Here is a 14,102-nt window from a genome sequence, read left to right as displayed (position 1 = left end):
TCCCGGACTTGTGAACTCATACCTGAAATGACATGTTCCGGCCTTGTGCGTTCGAGTAAAGTAGCTGCTCCAGCTATGCCGCCCACCTGTCGGGCGGCCTCAAACAGCAACGGAGATGTTTCGAATGCCGGCTTCTGTGTCCCCGCAAACTGTAAGTACGTTCACCAACGATGCTCTGGGGCATGACGATGCAACGGCTCTGGCAGAGCGCATCCGCAGCCGGGAGGTGTCGGTTACCGAGCTGACCCGGGCTGCGATTGACCGGTGTCAGAAAGCCGAGCCACTGGTTCACGGTATTGTGGCGGAGCGCTATGAGCAGATGCTGAAAGCCGCAGCGGAACTGGATAAAGAAAAAAACCTGGCAGACGCTCCCTTTTTTACCGGCGTGCCTACCTTTATCAAGGACAATACCGATGTTGAGGGCATGCCCACTCGTCAGGGTTCGGATGCTGTCCCTGCGGGTTACCCCGCGCAACAAACCAGCGGTTTCGCCCGGCAAATGCTGGCTCAGGGTTTTCTGTGCCTGGGTAAAAGTACGTTACCAGAGTTTGGTTTTAACGCCTCCACAGAACCGGCCCATGATGCCCCCAGCCGTAACCCCTGGAACCTTGACTACTCTACCGGCGCTTCCTCTGGCGGCTCTGCTGCCCTGGTAGCCAGTGGCGCTGTTCCTGTTGCTCATGCCAACGATGGCGGTGGCTCTATACGCATTCCAGCCGCCTGCTGCGGTCTGGTAGGACTGAAACCCACCCGGGGGCGCGTGATCGATAACGATGCCGCCAGGTTATTGCCCATCAACATACTCAGTGACGGCGTCGTTACCCGCTCGGTCAGGGATACAGCCAACTTTATCTATGAGGCAGAACAGTATTTTCATAACCCGAAACTGCCGGCGGTTGGCAAGGTTGCAGGAGCGACTGACAAGCGCCTCCGTATTGGTCTGGTGATCGATTCAATCAATGGCCACAAAACCGACGACCTGACCCGCCAGACGGTAGAAGCCACTGCCCGTAGGCTGGAGGCACTGGGGCATACCATTGAGCCTGTCCCGATACCGGTAAACTCTACCTTCCCGGATGATTTTGCCCTGTACTGGGCGCTACTGGCCTTCGGTATGAAGCTAAATGGCCACAAGCTGACGCACCCGGGGTTCGACAAGCGTCGGGTTGACAACCTGACCCATGGCCTCGACCGCAAGTTCCGGCAAGGCTTCTGGCGTATGCCAGCGGTGCTTTGGCGCCTGCGCCGCGCCAGGTTTGATTATGCCAGTGCCATGAAGGGGTTTGATGCCGTGCTGACACCGGTGCTGGGGCACACCACGCCCAAAATAGGCCACCTCAGTCCTACTCTGCCGTTTGAAACACTGTTTGAGCGGCTGGCCCGCTATGCCAACTTCACGCCCCTCGCCAATGTTACGGGGGCGCCCGCAATATCACTCCCCATGGCTGTCACCCCGGACAATCTGCCTGTGTCCGTGCAGCTTATGGGACGCCATGGTGATGAGCGGACGCTGCTTGAGATGGCTTATGAGCTTGAAGCAGACAACCCCTGGCCCCTGCTTCCCAGCACGCATTAACTCTTGCTGAACCGCTGCTTCACGCCTTTCAGTTTCAGCCCGACCCTGTCACCAAGCACCAGCAGCGCCGGGGTCAGGAGCAGTGTCAGTATGGTTGCAAAAGCCAGCCCTCCGGCAATGGCGCTGGACAGTTGCGCCCACCACTGGGTTGAGGGTGCCCCCAGTCCCAGCGACGGTGTTATCAGGTCCACATTAATGCTCAATACCATGGGCATCAGGCCCAGTATGGTCGTGATGGCGGTGAGAAGCACCGGGCGCAGGCGCAGGCAGCTGGTTTCCAGAGCCGCCTCATACGCCGCCTTTCCGTCTTTTTTCATCTGATTGTAGGTATCGATCAGTATGATGTTGTTATTCACCACAATACCTGCCAGCGCAATGATGCCCATGCCGACCATAACAATCCCGAAAGGCTGGCCATTCAGCAGCAGACCCAGCAGTACGCCGGCCGTGGACAGTACAATGGCAGAAAGAATCAGAAAGCTCTGATACAGCGAGTTGAACTGAGTCACCAGGATGAGCAGCATCATGGCGAGGGCTACCAGAAAGGCTGTCATCAGAAAACCGGAAGCCTGCTGCTGGTCTTCGTTCTCGCCCGCAAACTTGACGGTAACACCTGTGGGAGGCTCTGGCAGTTCGGCCTGCAACGCTTTAAGAAGACGATCCACTTGCTCACCCGCTTGAACATCAGACTTGATCGTAACCGTTCTTTGGCCGTCGACCCGGGCAATTGTCCCGGTCTTTTTGCCCGGCTGCAGATCCACAAACTGCGATAACGCAACCTGACCACGCCCCGTATTGATTGTCTGGCGCTGCAGGTGATCCAGCTCACGCCAGTTGTCGGGCACCCGCACCGCAATATCCACCTCATCACGCACATCTTCAGGGCGATACGTTGCCAGCACCAGGCCGTTGGTAACCAGGCGTACAGCACTGCCGACACTGACCACATCCGTGCCAAACCGGGCTGCGGCTTCGCGATCAACCTCGAGGCGCCACTCAATACCCGGAAGGCTACGATCGTCTTCAATATCCATAAACCCGCCAAGAGCCTGCATCTGATTCTCAATCCGGTCTACATACTCATTGAGCTTGCGACTGTCACGGCTACTGACCTGTAACTCGATAGGCTTACCACTGGCGGGGCCGCCCTCCTGTTTGCGGAACTCCAGCATGATGCCCGGGATATCCTCAGTGCGTGCCAGAAAGTCGTCGAGTATTGCGTTCGCCGGCCGCCGGGTAAACCAATCCGTGAACTGGAACTGCAGCACCCCAATAACATCTGGCGCCATCTGTGAGCTGGCGCTGAGCATTGACCGGGCATACAGGGCTTTTACCTCCGGCATCCCCTGCAGACGGTTTTCGACCTCCCGCACAATGGCATCGCGCTCCCATACCGACAGGTCGCCACGGGCCCGGATCTGCACCTGGGCGGAATCCGGCTCCACACTGGGGAAAAACTCCACGCCGTAGTTGAACTTGCCATAGGCAATATAGATCAATACGACAATGCCCAGCACGCCTGCCAGGGTAGAGCCGGGCCTGGAAAGCAGCGTCGAGAGCAGCTTACGGTAGCCCTGCATAATGCGCCCACGCTCACTGGCAACCGGCGCACGGCGGCCCCCACTGACCCCGCCCAGCACCGGCAGGAACACCAGAGCCATCGCCAGAGACGCAACCAGGCAGACGATGACGGTAATGGGCAGAAACTTCATGAATTCGCCGACCACGCCCGGCCAGAACAGAAGCGGTACGAAGACTGCCAGGGTGGTTGCTGTTGAGGCGATAATTGGCCAGGCCATGCGGCTTGCGGCCTCCGCCCAGGCACCTTTAACGGTCTGCCCGTCAGACAAATTACGGTCCGCCAGTTCTGATACGACAATGGCGCCGTCTACCAGCATGCCCGCGACCAGAATAAGGCTGAACAGCACAACAATGTTGAGGGTGAGCCCCATACCCCAGATCACCAGAATACCGGTGAGAAAGGCGCCCGGGATCGTCAGCCCGACCAGCATGGCAGAGCGCGGCCCCATGGCAGCGATAATCACAATAATCACCAGCACAATGGCGGTCAGCACGTTATTAAGAAGGTCACTGAGAATATCCCGGACCTCATCGGACTGATCCATGATGTAGCGAACATCGAGGGTATCGGGCAGCTCCGGCTGCGCCCGTTTAACCAGCTCCCGCACCTGTGCCACTGTTTCAATGATGTTTGCGCCGGTACGCTTGGACACCTCCAGCACCAGCGCCGGCTCACCGTTTATACGGGCAAAACCGGTCGGGTCCTTGAAGGTGCGCTGTAACATGGCCACATCGCCAAAGGTAACTACAGTATCGCCATCAATCTTGATGGGCATCGACATAACGTCTTCAATGTTCTCGATAACGCCGGGAACTTTCAGCGCCATCCGGCCATGGCCGGTATCCAGTGAGCCGGCGGCCACCAGCTGGTTATTACGTCTGACCAGATTAGTCAGTTGGTCAAAGTCTATGCCATAGCTTTCGAGCACCTGCGGATTCACTACAATTTCCAGCAAATCCTCCCGGTCACCGGCAATCTCAACCTCCAGCACCTCAGGTATTGCTTCAATGGCATCCTGGAGATTTCGGGCAACGGTAATCAGCTCACGCTCGGACAAAGGCCCGGACAAGCCGACGGACAACACCGGGAAAAGCGACACGTTGATCTCGTTCACCCTTGGCTCATCTGCCTCCTGGGGCAGTTTGCTGCGCGCGGTATCGACTTTTTCCCGAACATCCTGCAAGGCGGTGTCCGGATCAAACCCGGCATCAAACTCCAGCATCACCGAGGCATGACCTTCTGTTGCCGTGCCGCGCATCTCCTTGATTCCTTCAAGTGAGCGCAGCTCCTGTTCCATGGGCCGCACCAGCAGGCGCTCCGCGTCTTCCGGGCTGACGCCCTCCAGGGTCATGGAGACATAAATCATGGGGATGGTGACGTCCGGGTTTGCTTCCCGGGGGATCGCCTGAAAGGCAGCTATGCCCCCCAGTGTCAGGAACAGTAATGTGAGCAACGTGGTACGGCTGCGATCTATGGCGGCAAAAATCAGCGATTGCATAGTTTACTCAGCCCCGCTCTTCGGCCGCGTTCACAGTTTCAACCTGCTCGCCTTCACTGACAAAGCCGCCACCCCGGGTAATCAACTGAATTGTGTCCGGCAGCCCCGCCACCCAGGCACCCTCGGTGGACACGCTGAGTAGCCTGACATTGCGAAAAGCAACCCGATTGTCGGCGTCCACGAATTTCACACCCGGGCGGCCATCATCCCCCAGCGAGAGGTAAGCGGGGGAGATAAAGATGGCCTGAACGTCTGGTAGCGCAACCCGAAGGTTGGCGCTGCCCCCGGCTATACGCTTCATCTCCGGATTATCGACCGCAATTTCTACGGCAAAACTCCGGGTCTCAGGGTTTGCAGCGCTGGCGACAAACGTAACTTCTCCGGTCAGGGTTTCCCCGTCCAGAGTCTGCACATACACTTTCTGCCCGGGCACAACCTGTGCCGCAGATTGCTGAGGCACCTGCCCGGTGGCTTTGAGTCGGTCGATGCGCACAATCTCATACAGAGGTGAGCCCACCTGCACCAGGCTGCCCACCTCGACACTTTTACTGTTGATCACACCTGCAAAAGGCGCACTGGGTTTGAGGTAGGAAACCGCAAGCCGGGCTGCTTTCAGTTCCGCCCGGGCGGCTGCCAGCTCGCTCTCCACACTGAGAATTTCCGATTCGGCGGCCAGATTACGGGTGCGCAATTTACGTGCTGCTGCCAGATCGGCTTCCAGCTTTTTTACCCGTGCCTGCCAGCGGTCTACGGTCGCCCCGCGCCCATCTTCCGATAAACTTAGAAGGACCTCTCCTGCGTTTACGGCGTCCCCAAGACTCACCTCTGTATTTTCGACTGTGCCTGCAACCCGTGCACTAACGGTTACCGCACGCCAGGGCTCCAGCTGGCCCTGAAGCAAAAGGCCCGGTTCATACAGCCGGGCGTCCAGGGTTGTCACCTGAACCTGCGTCAATTCCTTCGTATCGGACTTTTGCCGCTCCGGCGGTTCACTATTGGCAACCTTGAGTTCGCCGGTGGCCATCCAGATAACCAAAACAACCACAACGACAACAGACAACCCCAACGAGCCCAGTTTCAGCTTTCTCATCAACGACCTATATCCTTATTAATTGGTGATCAAGGATCCGGAAAACGACGCGGGCCAAAAGAAACAACATTAAATGGTTGCAACCGGCCGGGAACGTGGGGTAGATTCTACACAGATTCTTTTCAAGAAATCAGAGCAGATTGTCCATTATTATGAATCTCAACTCAGTCCTCATTCTCGCAATTCTAGTCCTGGTGGTCGTGGTACCGTCCGGGGGCTTTTGCGTGGATAAGCGGGTGAGATAAAGACAAACCTGACAAAGACACCAGAAACCCCCGGCACCGAAAGGTCCCGGGGGTTTCTTTTTTTACGGAAGAAAAAACAGGATTTATTAAAATGAACGGCGCACAGCACATTCTCAAAGCGTTCCACCGTCGTGACATCGACACTGTTTTCGGCTACCCGGGCGGCTGCATCATGCCGCTCTACGATGCCCTTGTGGACGATGCACGCGTGGAGCATGTGCTTTGTCGCCATGAGCAAGCCTGCGCCCTGGCCGCAGACGGGTATGCCCGGGCCAGCGGAAAACTGGGCGTTTGCATTGCAACATCCGGCCCGGGTGCCACCAACCTGATCACCGGTGTTGCCAATGCCTACCAGGATTCGATTCCCATGCTGGTTATTACCGGTCAGGTTGCAACCGGACTGATTGGTACAGATGCCTTTCAGGAGACCGATGTTCTGGGTATGACCCTTGGAATCGTCAAACACAGCTATCTGGTTGAAAACACGGATGAGCTGCCTGCCATTCTTGAAGAGGCTATGGAGCTGGCACAAAGTGGGCGCCCCGGCCCTGTGTGGATCGACATTCCAAAGAATATATTGCTCGAGGAGCCGGCAGCAGGGCCGGACAGTACCCTGAGCGAGCCATCATCGGCCGGCAGCCCCAACCTGGACGATGCAGCGGAGATGTTACGTGCTGCCCGCAAGCCCCTGTTATACAGCGGTGGCGGCATCAGCCTTGCGCATGCAGAAGACAGCTTCCGGGAGTTTGCCGAGTGCTCCGGACTGCCCGCTGTTGTGACTCTCAAAGGCATCGGCAACGCTGGCAAACATAACCCTTACAACCTGGGCATGCTGGGAATGCACGGATCCCGCGCGGCGAACCGTGCAGTCGACGAGTGCGATCTGTTACTGGTTATTGGCGCCCGACTGGACGACCGGGCCACCGGTAAGCTGGAGGGCTTTGCGCCCAATGCCAGAACCATTCACATTGATACAGATACGGCTGAATTCAATAAGCTGCGGCAGGCCGACCTGGCCATTCGCGGCGACCTGAACGCCATTCTTGGCAAACTGACTCGCACGCTCAGGGAAGCGCCTCTGACAATCAGTGATTGGCAGCAGCAGTGTCGGACCTGGGGCACAACGGGCGGATTTCAGGCGGCTGATAACGAAGAGCCACTGGCCCCGATTACCGGCCCCTCGTTCATCCGCCAGCTGTCCCGGATTGCGCCGGACGACACGGTGATAGCGTGCGATGTTGGCCAGCATCAGATGTGGGTTGCTCAGCATTACCAGTTTGATCGTCCGCGTCATCACCTGACCAGCGGCGGTCTGGGAACCATGGGGTTTGGCCTGCCAGCGGCGATCGGCGCTCAGTTCGCCAATCGTGAAAGCACGGTAATCAACGTGACCGGCGACGGCTCCTTCATGATGAATGCCCAGGAACTAGCCACAATTCGACGCTACAACCTGCCGTTAAAGCTGATCATCATGGATAACCAGTGCCTGGGTATGGTGCGCCAACAGCAGGAGCTGTTCTATAACAACCGGGAAAGCCATATTGACCTGAATGACAACCCGGATTTTGTCGCCATGGCCCGGGCTTTTGATATCCCGGCCCTGAGAATTGAACGCACGGATCAGGTTCGCCGGGGTATTGAAACCATTCTTGCCTATAACGGCCCGATGCTGCTGCACGTTGCTATTGCCCGGGAGGAGAATGTCTGGCCGGTTGTTAAGCCCGGAGGAAGTAACAGAGAAATGATCGATGAAACCCGCCGCTTCGCAGCGGACAAAAAGGAGAAAACCGCATGACCACCCAGAGTAAAACGCCAAGCTATACGATTAACTGTCGCATGAGTTACGAGGCCGCTGCCCTAGAGCGCCTCTGTCAGGTGGTCCGCGTTCGTGGTTTCCGGATTGCAAAAATGGCAGTGGAAACCGCCGATGGGGCGCTGGATATCGCTCTCACGGTTCAGGGCGCCCGCCCGGTGGCCATGCTGCAATCACAACTGGAGAAGCTGCATACGGTTGCCGAGGTTCAGCTTGCAACGCCGGTAACCGCCAGCCGCATTGCCTGACTGTTTCCGAGCCAGCAGGGCAAATCGCACCTGCCCTGCTGGCCATACAATCACATCAGTTCAACAGCCACCGCTGTGGCTTCGCCACCTCCGATGCAAAGCGCGGCAACGCCCCGCTTCAGGCCTTTTTGCTGCAAGGCATTCATCAGGGTCACCAGAATTCGCGAGCCAGAGGAACCAATGGGGTGCCCCAGCGCACAGGCTCCGCCGTACACATTCACTTTTTCCGCATCCAGGCCCAGCTCGTTAATAGCCAGCAGAGACACGACCGCGAAGGCTTCGTTGATCTCGAACAGATCTACATCGTCTTTGCTCCAGCCGGCCTTTTTCAGAACCTTGTCGATAGCTCCGACAGGTGCCAGGGTAAACTCTGCGGGCAACTGGGCATGAGTAGCGTGGGCAACAATCCTGGCCTGAGCTTTCAAACTGCGGGCCTGAGCCTCTTCAGCCGACGCCAGTACCAGAGCAGATGCACCGTCACTGATGGAGCTGGCATTAGCTGCCGTTACCGAACCGTCTTTTTTGAACGCCGGTTTCAGGTTGGGAATTTTCTCAGGGCGGGCGTTTCCTGGCTGCTCATCTGTATCGACGCTGGTTTCACCACCACGGCCGGGCACGGTTACGGCACAGATTTCCGGCTCGAACCAGCCATTGCTGATGGCTGCGTTTGCACGTTCGAGGGACTGAATGGCGAAGTTATCCATCTGTTCACGGGTAATTTTATAATCGTCGGCACTTTGTTGAGCAAACACACCCATCAGACCACCCTCGTAGGCATCTTCAAGACCATCGAGGAACATACTGTCCATCACCTGCCCATGCCCCATGCGCATGCCACCGCGGGCTTTAGGTAACAGGTAAGGCGCCTGGCTCATGTTCTCCATGCCCCCGGCAATCATGATGTTGTTGGTTCCCGCTTTAATCTGGTCGTGAGCCATAATTACTGCTTGCATGCCCGAACCGCACATTTTGTTCACCGTGGTGCAGCCAGCACTGTCAGGAATAGCCGATGCACGGGAAGCCTGACGAGCCGGTGCCTGCCCCAACCCTGCGGGTAATACGCACCCCATGACAACTTCATCAATGTCCACAGGCTGTAGCCCGCTACGCTCAATCGCTGCCTTGATGGCGGTTGCACCCAGCTGTGGCGAGCGTACAGAGCTCAAAGCTCCCATCATGCTGCCCATGGGTGTACGGGCAGAACCCGCAATCACAACGCTGTTATCACTCATATTCAAACCTCACTGATATCAGACTCGTCCCAGTACGGAGCGGGCAATAATTTCTTTCATGACTTCCGACGTGCCGCCATAAATACGCTGCACACGGGCGTCCATGAACGCTCGGGAAATGGGGTACTCGGTGGTATAGCCATACCCGCCAAAAAGTTGCAGGCAGCCATCTGCGACGCGGCACTGCATTTCTGTCGCGCTGTACTTGGCCATAGATGCTGTGGGCGCATCCAGTTCGCCGTCTTCGTACTGGCTGACACACTGCGCGACAAACGCCTTGTTTACCTGGTAATCGGTTTCCATCCGGGCAATCTCAAAACGGGTATTCTGTAACTGGGCCAAAGTCTGCCCGAACAGCTTCCGTTCGTGGCTGTAGGCTATGGTCAGGTCCAGCGCACCGCGTGCCGCTGCCACCCCCAGAGCACCAATCACCAACCGCTCCCTTGGCAGCTCCTGCATCAGATACACAAACCCTTTACCTTCCTCGCCCACCAGTGCGGATGCCGGCACACGCATGTCAGAGAAGAACAATTCGGATGTATCGCCACTGTGCTGCCCTATCTTGTCCAGGTTCCGGCCTCTGCTGAACCCCGGCAAACGGGTATCGACCAGAAACAGGCTGATGCCTTTTGCGCCGGCCGCCGGGTCGGTTTTCGCCGCAACAATCACCAGATCGGCATGCTGCCCATTGGTAATAAAGGTTTTTGAGCCGTTCAGGATGTAGTCATCACCATCGCGCACTGCACTGGTACGCATGGCCTGCAGATCACTGCCGGCACCCGGCTCAGTCATGGCAATCGCACCCACGGCTTCACCCGATACCATTTTTGGCAGCCACTGCTGCTTCTGGGCTTCATTGCCCAGATGGCTGATGTAAGGCGCGACAATGTCTGAATGCACCATCACATTGGTGGAAAGTGCACCATAACCCATGCGGGCCAGCTCCTCCCCGACAACCACGGAGTACTGGAACGGTGCACCACAGCCACCACTTTCCTCGGGGATATCCACACACAACATGCCGGCATCACCGAGTGTGTTCCAAAGCTGGCGGGGTACCTGCCCGGTTTTTTCCCACGACTCGTAATGCGGTGCAACTTCGGTTTCCAGGGCCTTGATCACTGAGGCCCGGAATAACGCGAGTTCTTCCTGGTCTACAGAGCTGGTCATTGCGCTCTCCTGTTTTTCATTGATGGCATCTGAGTGATTTCCGGAACGAGGCCGGCTGGCGATAAAATCACTTGGGGGCCATACGCAAGGCACTGTCGAGCCGGACAGTTTCGCCGTTGAGAATCGGGTTCCGCACCATCTGATCAACCATCAGACCAAACTCCTCTGGCTTACCCAGGCGCTTGGGAAACGGCAAGGTTGCCGCCAGGCTGTCCTGAACTTCCTGGGGCATACCGGACATCATGGGTGTCATGAACAAGCCGGGGGCGATGGTGTTTACGCGAATACCCTCGCGGGCAAGCTCCCGCGCCGACTGTATGGTCAGCGCAACGACGCCGCCCTTGGAAGCACTGTAGGCTGCCTGGCCAATCTGCCCTTCATAGGCCGCCACCGACGCAGTATTGATAATGACCCCACGCTCGCCGTCGGCGTTGGGCTCACGCTGCGCCATATCGGCAGCGACAAGCCTCAGGATATTGAAGGTACCTATAAGATTTACCTCAATTACCTTGCTGAAACTCTCCAGCGGCATAACACCGTTGCGTCCCAGAATCTTCGCGGCCGGACCAATACCGGCACAGTTAACCGCAATGCCACACGGGCCATGGGCTTCACGGGCTGCTGCCAGTGCTGCTTCGGCACTGTCGGGGGAACTCACGTCACAGTGCAGGAAAATGCCACCAATGTCCGCGGCCACCTTCTCACCCTGCTCTTTTTGCAGGTCCAGAATGGCTACTTTGCAGCCGGCAGCCGCCAAAGCCCGTGCTGCACCTTCGCCAAGCCCGGAGGCCCCACCTGTTACGATGGCCGGTATATTGTTGAATTCCATTGATTTCCCCCTTATCTGAGTTTTGTTATTGGCTGAATCGGGCTCACGCCACCCTTTACGTTAACGTAAACTTTAACCAATTCAGCCATGGAAATAAATCAGTCTCTGGTATTAACTGACACTTTCAACAATCAGCGCGATACCCTGGCCACCACCAATACACATGGTGATAAGACCGTAGCGCCCGCCTGTGCGCTCCAGTTCGGCAAGGGCTTTAATAATCAGTATGGAGCCGGTGGCACCGACCGGGTGCCCCATGGCGACGGCGCCACCGTTGGGGTTCACCTTGTCTGCCGGCAGGCCCAGTTCCTTACTGACCGCCAGGGCCTGGGCTGCAAAGGCCTCGTTAGACTCAATAACGTCCAGGTCTGCAATACTCAGCCCTGTCCGCTCCAGTACACTACGCACAGCCGGAATCGGGCCCAGCCCCATCACACTGGGATCAACTCCGGCAAAGGCATAACCCACAATGCGTGCGCGTGCTTTAAGGCCACGTTTTTCAGCTTCTGCCGCACTGGTCAGCACCATGGCTGCAGCCCCGTCGTTAATGCCAGAGGCGTTGCCCGGCGTTACAATACCGTCTTTGGTGAACGCCGGTTTCAGGCCCGCCAGGCTTTCTGTCGTGGTGCCTGCACGCACATGTTCGTCCTGCTCGAATACGACTTCCTTACGCCCCTGCTTTACCGTTACCGGCACAATCTGCTCTTTGAAGTAACCGCTCTCAATGGCGTGGCTTGCCCGGCGGTGGCTTTCTGCCGAGAATGCATCCAGGTCGTCGCGGGTCAGGCCATGCTTTTCGGCAATACGCTCGGCGGTCATGCCCATATGACCACTGCCAAATGGATCGCTGAGGGTGCCTAGGGTCATATCAACCGCTTTACCATCCCCCATCCGCAGTCCTTTACGCACGTTCGGCAGCACATAAGCCCCCTGGCTCATGCTCTCCGTGCCCCCGGCCAGTGCAATCTGACTGTCCCCCATCAGAATCATCTGCGCCGCACTGATAACCGACTGCACCCCGGAACCGCACAGACGGTTAACATTGAAAGCAGCAGACCCTTTTTGCAGGCCCGAATTCAGACCAATGTGGCGGGCGACGTATGCATCAGCCGGGCCGGTGGGGATAATATGCCCGAACACGGAATGGTCAATGTCTTCGGCGGGAATGCCAGCGCGGCTGATCGCCTCTTTTGCCGCACAGGTACCCAGCTCGGCCGGGCCTAACGAACTCAGACTGCCACCAAAGCCACCAATGGCTGTACGGGCACCATCAAGAATTACGACATCGGTCAGTTTCATTATTACGTCCTCTAAGTTTCAGATCGTGAAGGTTCAAAAAACGGATCATCTATTTGCCCAGCATGGAGCGGGCAATCACCTCTTTCATTATCTCAGATGTGCCGGCATAAATTGTCTGCACCCATGCATCCGCCCAGTTTAAACCATGTGCTCTGGAAATCTGCGATTCGCTGGCCGATCGTCTGGCGCTGCGGCACATAGTCCAGAGTCAGTGCCAACACTTCTTCCCTTGCGCTCACCGCCTGCCCCACATCAAGAAGGGTTTCATGAGGCACCACAAGATCGGAAAAACAGCTCCACAGCATCTCCCTGGTGTCCGGACATGGGTAACCCCGCTATTAATCTGATTGTTCAGGCAACCAGTCATTTAAAGGGTTATCCTGTTCACCGGGAATGGCCGTACAAGCCGAAAAAATTGACACAACATGCACCTGAACGACTGTAGATATGCCCAAATCGCAATCTGTAGCCCACATTGCAAATCATTACCTCCAAGCCTCAATTCGCGGCGCCGAAAGACAGGGGTTCAGCAAAAACACTCTGCTTGAAGGTGCCGCAATCCCTGTTGAGTGGCTGAATAACCCCGGACAACTGATTACAGAGCAGCAGCTCACCCTGTTGATTAAAAATGTGTGGCGGACAACCCGTGATGAGTTCATGGGGTTATCTACCAGCCCCTGCAAAAATGGCACCTTTGCGCTGATGGCAGACTACTGCCTGGGGTCAGCCTCCCTCGGAGCGGTATTACGCAAGAGTACCCGGGTTTATAGCGTAGCCTGCAACAACGTCGACATAGGCCTGGAAGAAAGTGACAGCAGTAAGCTGGTATTTTTCCGCCTCAGCCTGGAAGATGACAGCCAGGATACAGACCACCTGCTGCAGGAGTTCCTGCTTCTGATGTGGCAAAGATTCGCCTGCTGGCTGGTAGACCAGCAGATCCCTTTCGCCACAACCCGATTCAGCTACCCCGCGCCCCGGCACGTGAATGAGTACCGTGCCATGTTCCCGACTGAATTACGATTTGGCGAACCTGTATGTGGTTTCAACCTGCACGAAAAATATCTGCAGTTGCCCATAACCCGGAGTGAAGCAGAGCTGGACGTATTTCTTAAGGAAGCACCGGCCTATATTCTGCACAGACCGGTAAACGACGACAGTCTGCGCAACCATGTCCGTGCCCTGCTGGCAAGCCGGGGCCTTAGCAATATGCCCAGCCTGGATGAACTCGCCCGGTTATTGCATATGACGCCCAGAAGCATCGGCCGCAGGCTACAACAGGAAGGTACGTCTCTGCGTGCCATTAAAACGTCATTACGACGGGAGTACGCCATAAAGCTTATGAGTACGGAAAACCTCAGTGTGGCAGACGTCAGCGAGCGTGTGGGCTTTTCCGAAACCGCTTCATTTTGCCGGGCCTTTAAACGCTGGACTGGCAAAAGCCCTTCGCAGTGGTCAGTATAATATTCAGGCTCTGAACAGCTGATTGACCGATCAGGTCAATTTTTTCGACCTGACAGATC

General features: G+C 56.8%; 10 protein-coding genes and 1 pseudogene. 4 read left to right on the top strand and 7 right to left on the bottom strand.

All coding sequences use genetic code 11. The features are described from left to right. Positions 1-124 precede the first annotated feature (124 nt). On the top strand, positions 125-1,576 hold the full coding sequence (locus tag FFI95_RS12300) for an amidase (RefSeq protein WP_144822967.1): 1,452 nt from the start codon (positions 125-127) through the stop codon (positions 1,574-1,576). On the opposite strand, the gene FFI95_RS12295 is transcribed toward FFI95_RS12300, so the two are convergent. Both FFI95_RS12295 and FFI95_RS12290 read right to left on the bottom strand, forming a co-directional pair. After that, positions 1,573-4,656, bottom strand: a complete 3,084-nt coding sequence (locus tag FFI95_RS12295) for an efflux RND transporter permease subunit (RefSeq protein WP_144822965.1) — start codon at positions 4,654-4,656, stop codon at positions 1,573-1,575. The two genes, FFI95_RS12300 and FFI95_RS12295, sit on opposite strands and share 4 nt — an antisense overlap. A gap of 7 nt (positions 4,657-4,663) precedes the next feature. Beyond that, entirely contained in the window at positions 4,664-5,746 is a 1,083-nt protein-coding gene (locus FFI95_RS12290) for an efflux RND transporter periplasmic adaptor subunit (protein ID WP_144822963.1), read from the bottom strand. A 336-nt stretch (positions 5,747-6,082) separates the two neighbouring features. Here FFI95_RS12290 and ilvG point away from each other — a divergent pair, with 336 nt between their 5' ends. Both ilvG and FFI95_RS12280 read left to right on the top strand, forming a co-directional pair. Beyond that, a complete protein-coding gene (gene ilvG / locus FFI95_RS12285) occupies positions 6,083-7,786 on the top strand; it encodes an acetolactate synthase 2 catalytic subunit (protein WP_144822962.1) in 1,704 nt (567 codons plus the stop codon). Further along, positions 7,783-8,052: an ACT domain-containing protein gene (locus FFI95_RS12280; protein ID WP_144822960.1), complete on the top strand. Its 270-nt coding sequence runs from the start codon at positions 7,783-7,785 to the stop codon at positions 8,050-8,052. Before ilvG ends, FFI95_RS12280 begins: the two co-directional genes overlap by 4 nt. 50 nt (positions 8,053-8,102) lie before the next feature. On the opposite strand, the gene FFI95_RS12275 is transcribed toward FFI95_RS12280, so the two are convergent. From FFI95_RS12275 to FFI95_RS15615, 5 genes and pseudogenes are all read right to left on the bottom strand, one after another. After that, a complete protein-coding gene (locus tag FFI95_RS12275) occupies positions 8,103-9,284 on the bottom strand; it encodes a thiolase family protein (protein WP_144822959.1) in 1,182 nt (393 codons plus the stop codon). Between the two features lie 18 nt (positions 9,285-9,302). Continuing rightward, positions 9,303-10,454 carry an acyl-CoA dehydrogenase family protein gene (locus FFI95_RS12270; protein ID WP_144822957.1) on the bottom strand — a complete coding sequence of 384 codons (1,152 nt, stop codon included), beginning with the start codon at positions 10,452-10,454 and terminating at the stop codon, positions 9,303-9,305. A gap of 67 nt (positions 10,455-10,521) precedes the next feature. After that, complete coding sequence (locus tag FFI95_RS12265; protein WP_144822955.1) at positions 10,522-11,283, bottom strand: SDR family NAD(P)-dependent oxidoreductase; 762 nt, start codon at positions 11,281-11,283, stop codon at positions 10,522-10,524. A gap of 111 nt (positions 11,284-11,394) precedes the next feature. Then, positions 11,395-12,582 carry a beta-ketothiolase BktB gene (bktB, locus tag FFI95_RS12260; RefSeq protein WP_144822954.1) on the bottom strand — a complete coding sequence of 396 codons (1,188 nt, stop codon included), beginning with the start codon at positions 12,580-12,582 and terminating at the stop codon, positions 11,395-11,397. 49 nt (positions 12,583-12,631) lie between these two features. Beyond that, a pseudogene (locus tag FFI95_RS15615) lies at positions 12,632-12,751 on the bottom strand (acyl-CoA dehydrogenase family protein); the annotation flags it as partial. A gap of 278 nt (positions 12,752-13,029) precedes the next feature. On the opposite strand from FFI95_RS15615, the gene FFI95_RS12250 reads away from it, so the two are divergent. Continuing rightward, positions 13,030-14,043: an AraC family transcriptional regulator gene (locus tag FFI95_RS12250; protein WP_144822952.1), complete on the top strand. Its 1,014-nt coding sequence runs from the start codon at positions 13,030-13,032 to the stop codon at positions 14,041-14,043. Positions 14,044-14,102 lie beyond the last annotated feature (59 nt).

This window comes from Marinobacter piscis (assembly GCF_007671655.1).
Classification (GTDB): domain Bacteria; phylum Pseudomonadota; class Gammaproteobacteria; order Pseudomonadales; family Oleiphilaceae; genus Marinobacter; species Marinobacter piscensis.
The sequence above is the reverse complement of the archived record's forward strand: the minus strand, read 5'-3'. Positions and strand labels throughout refer to the sequence as shown.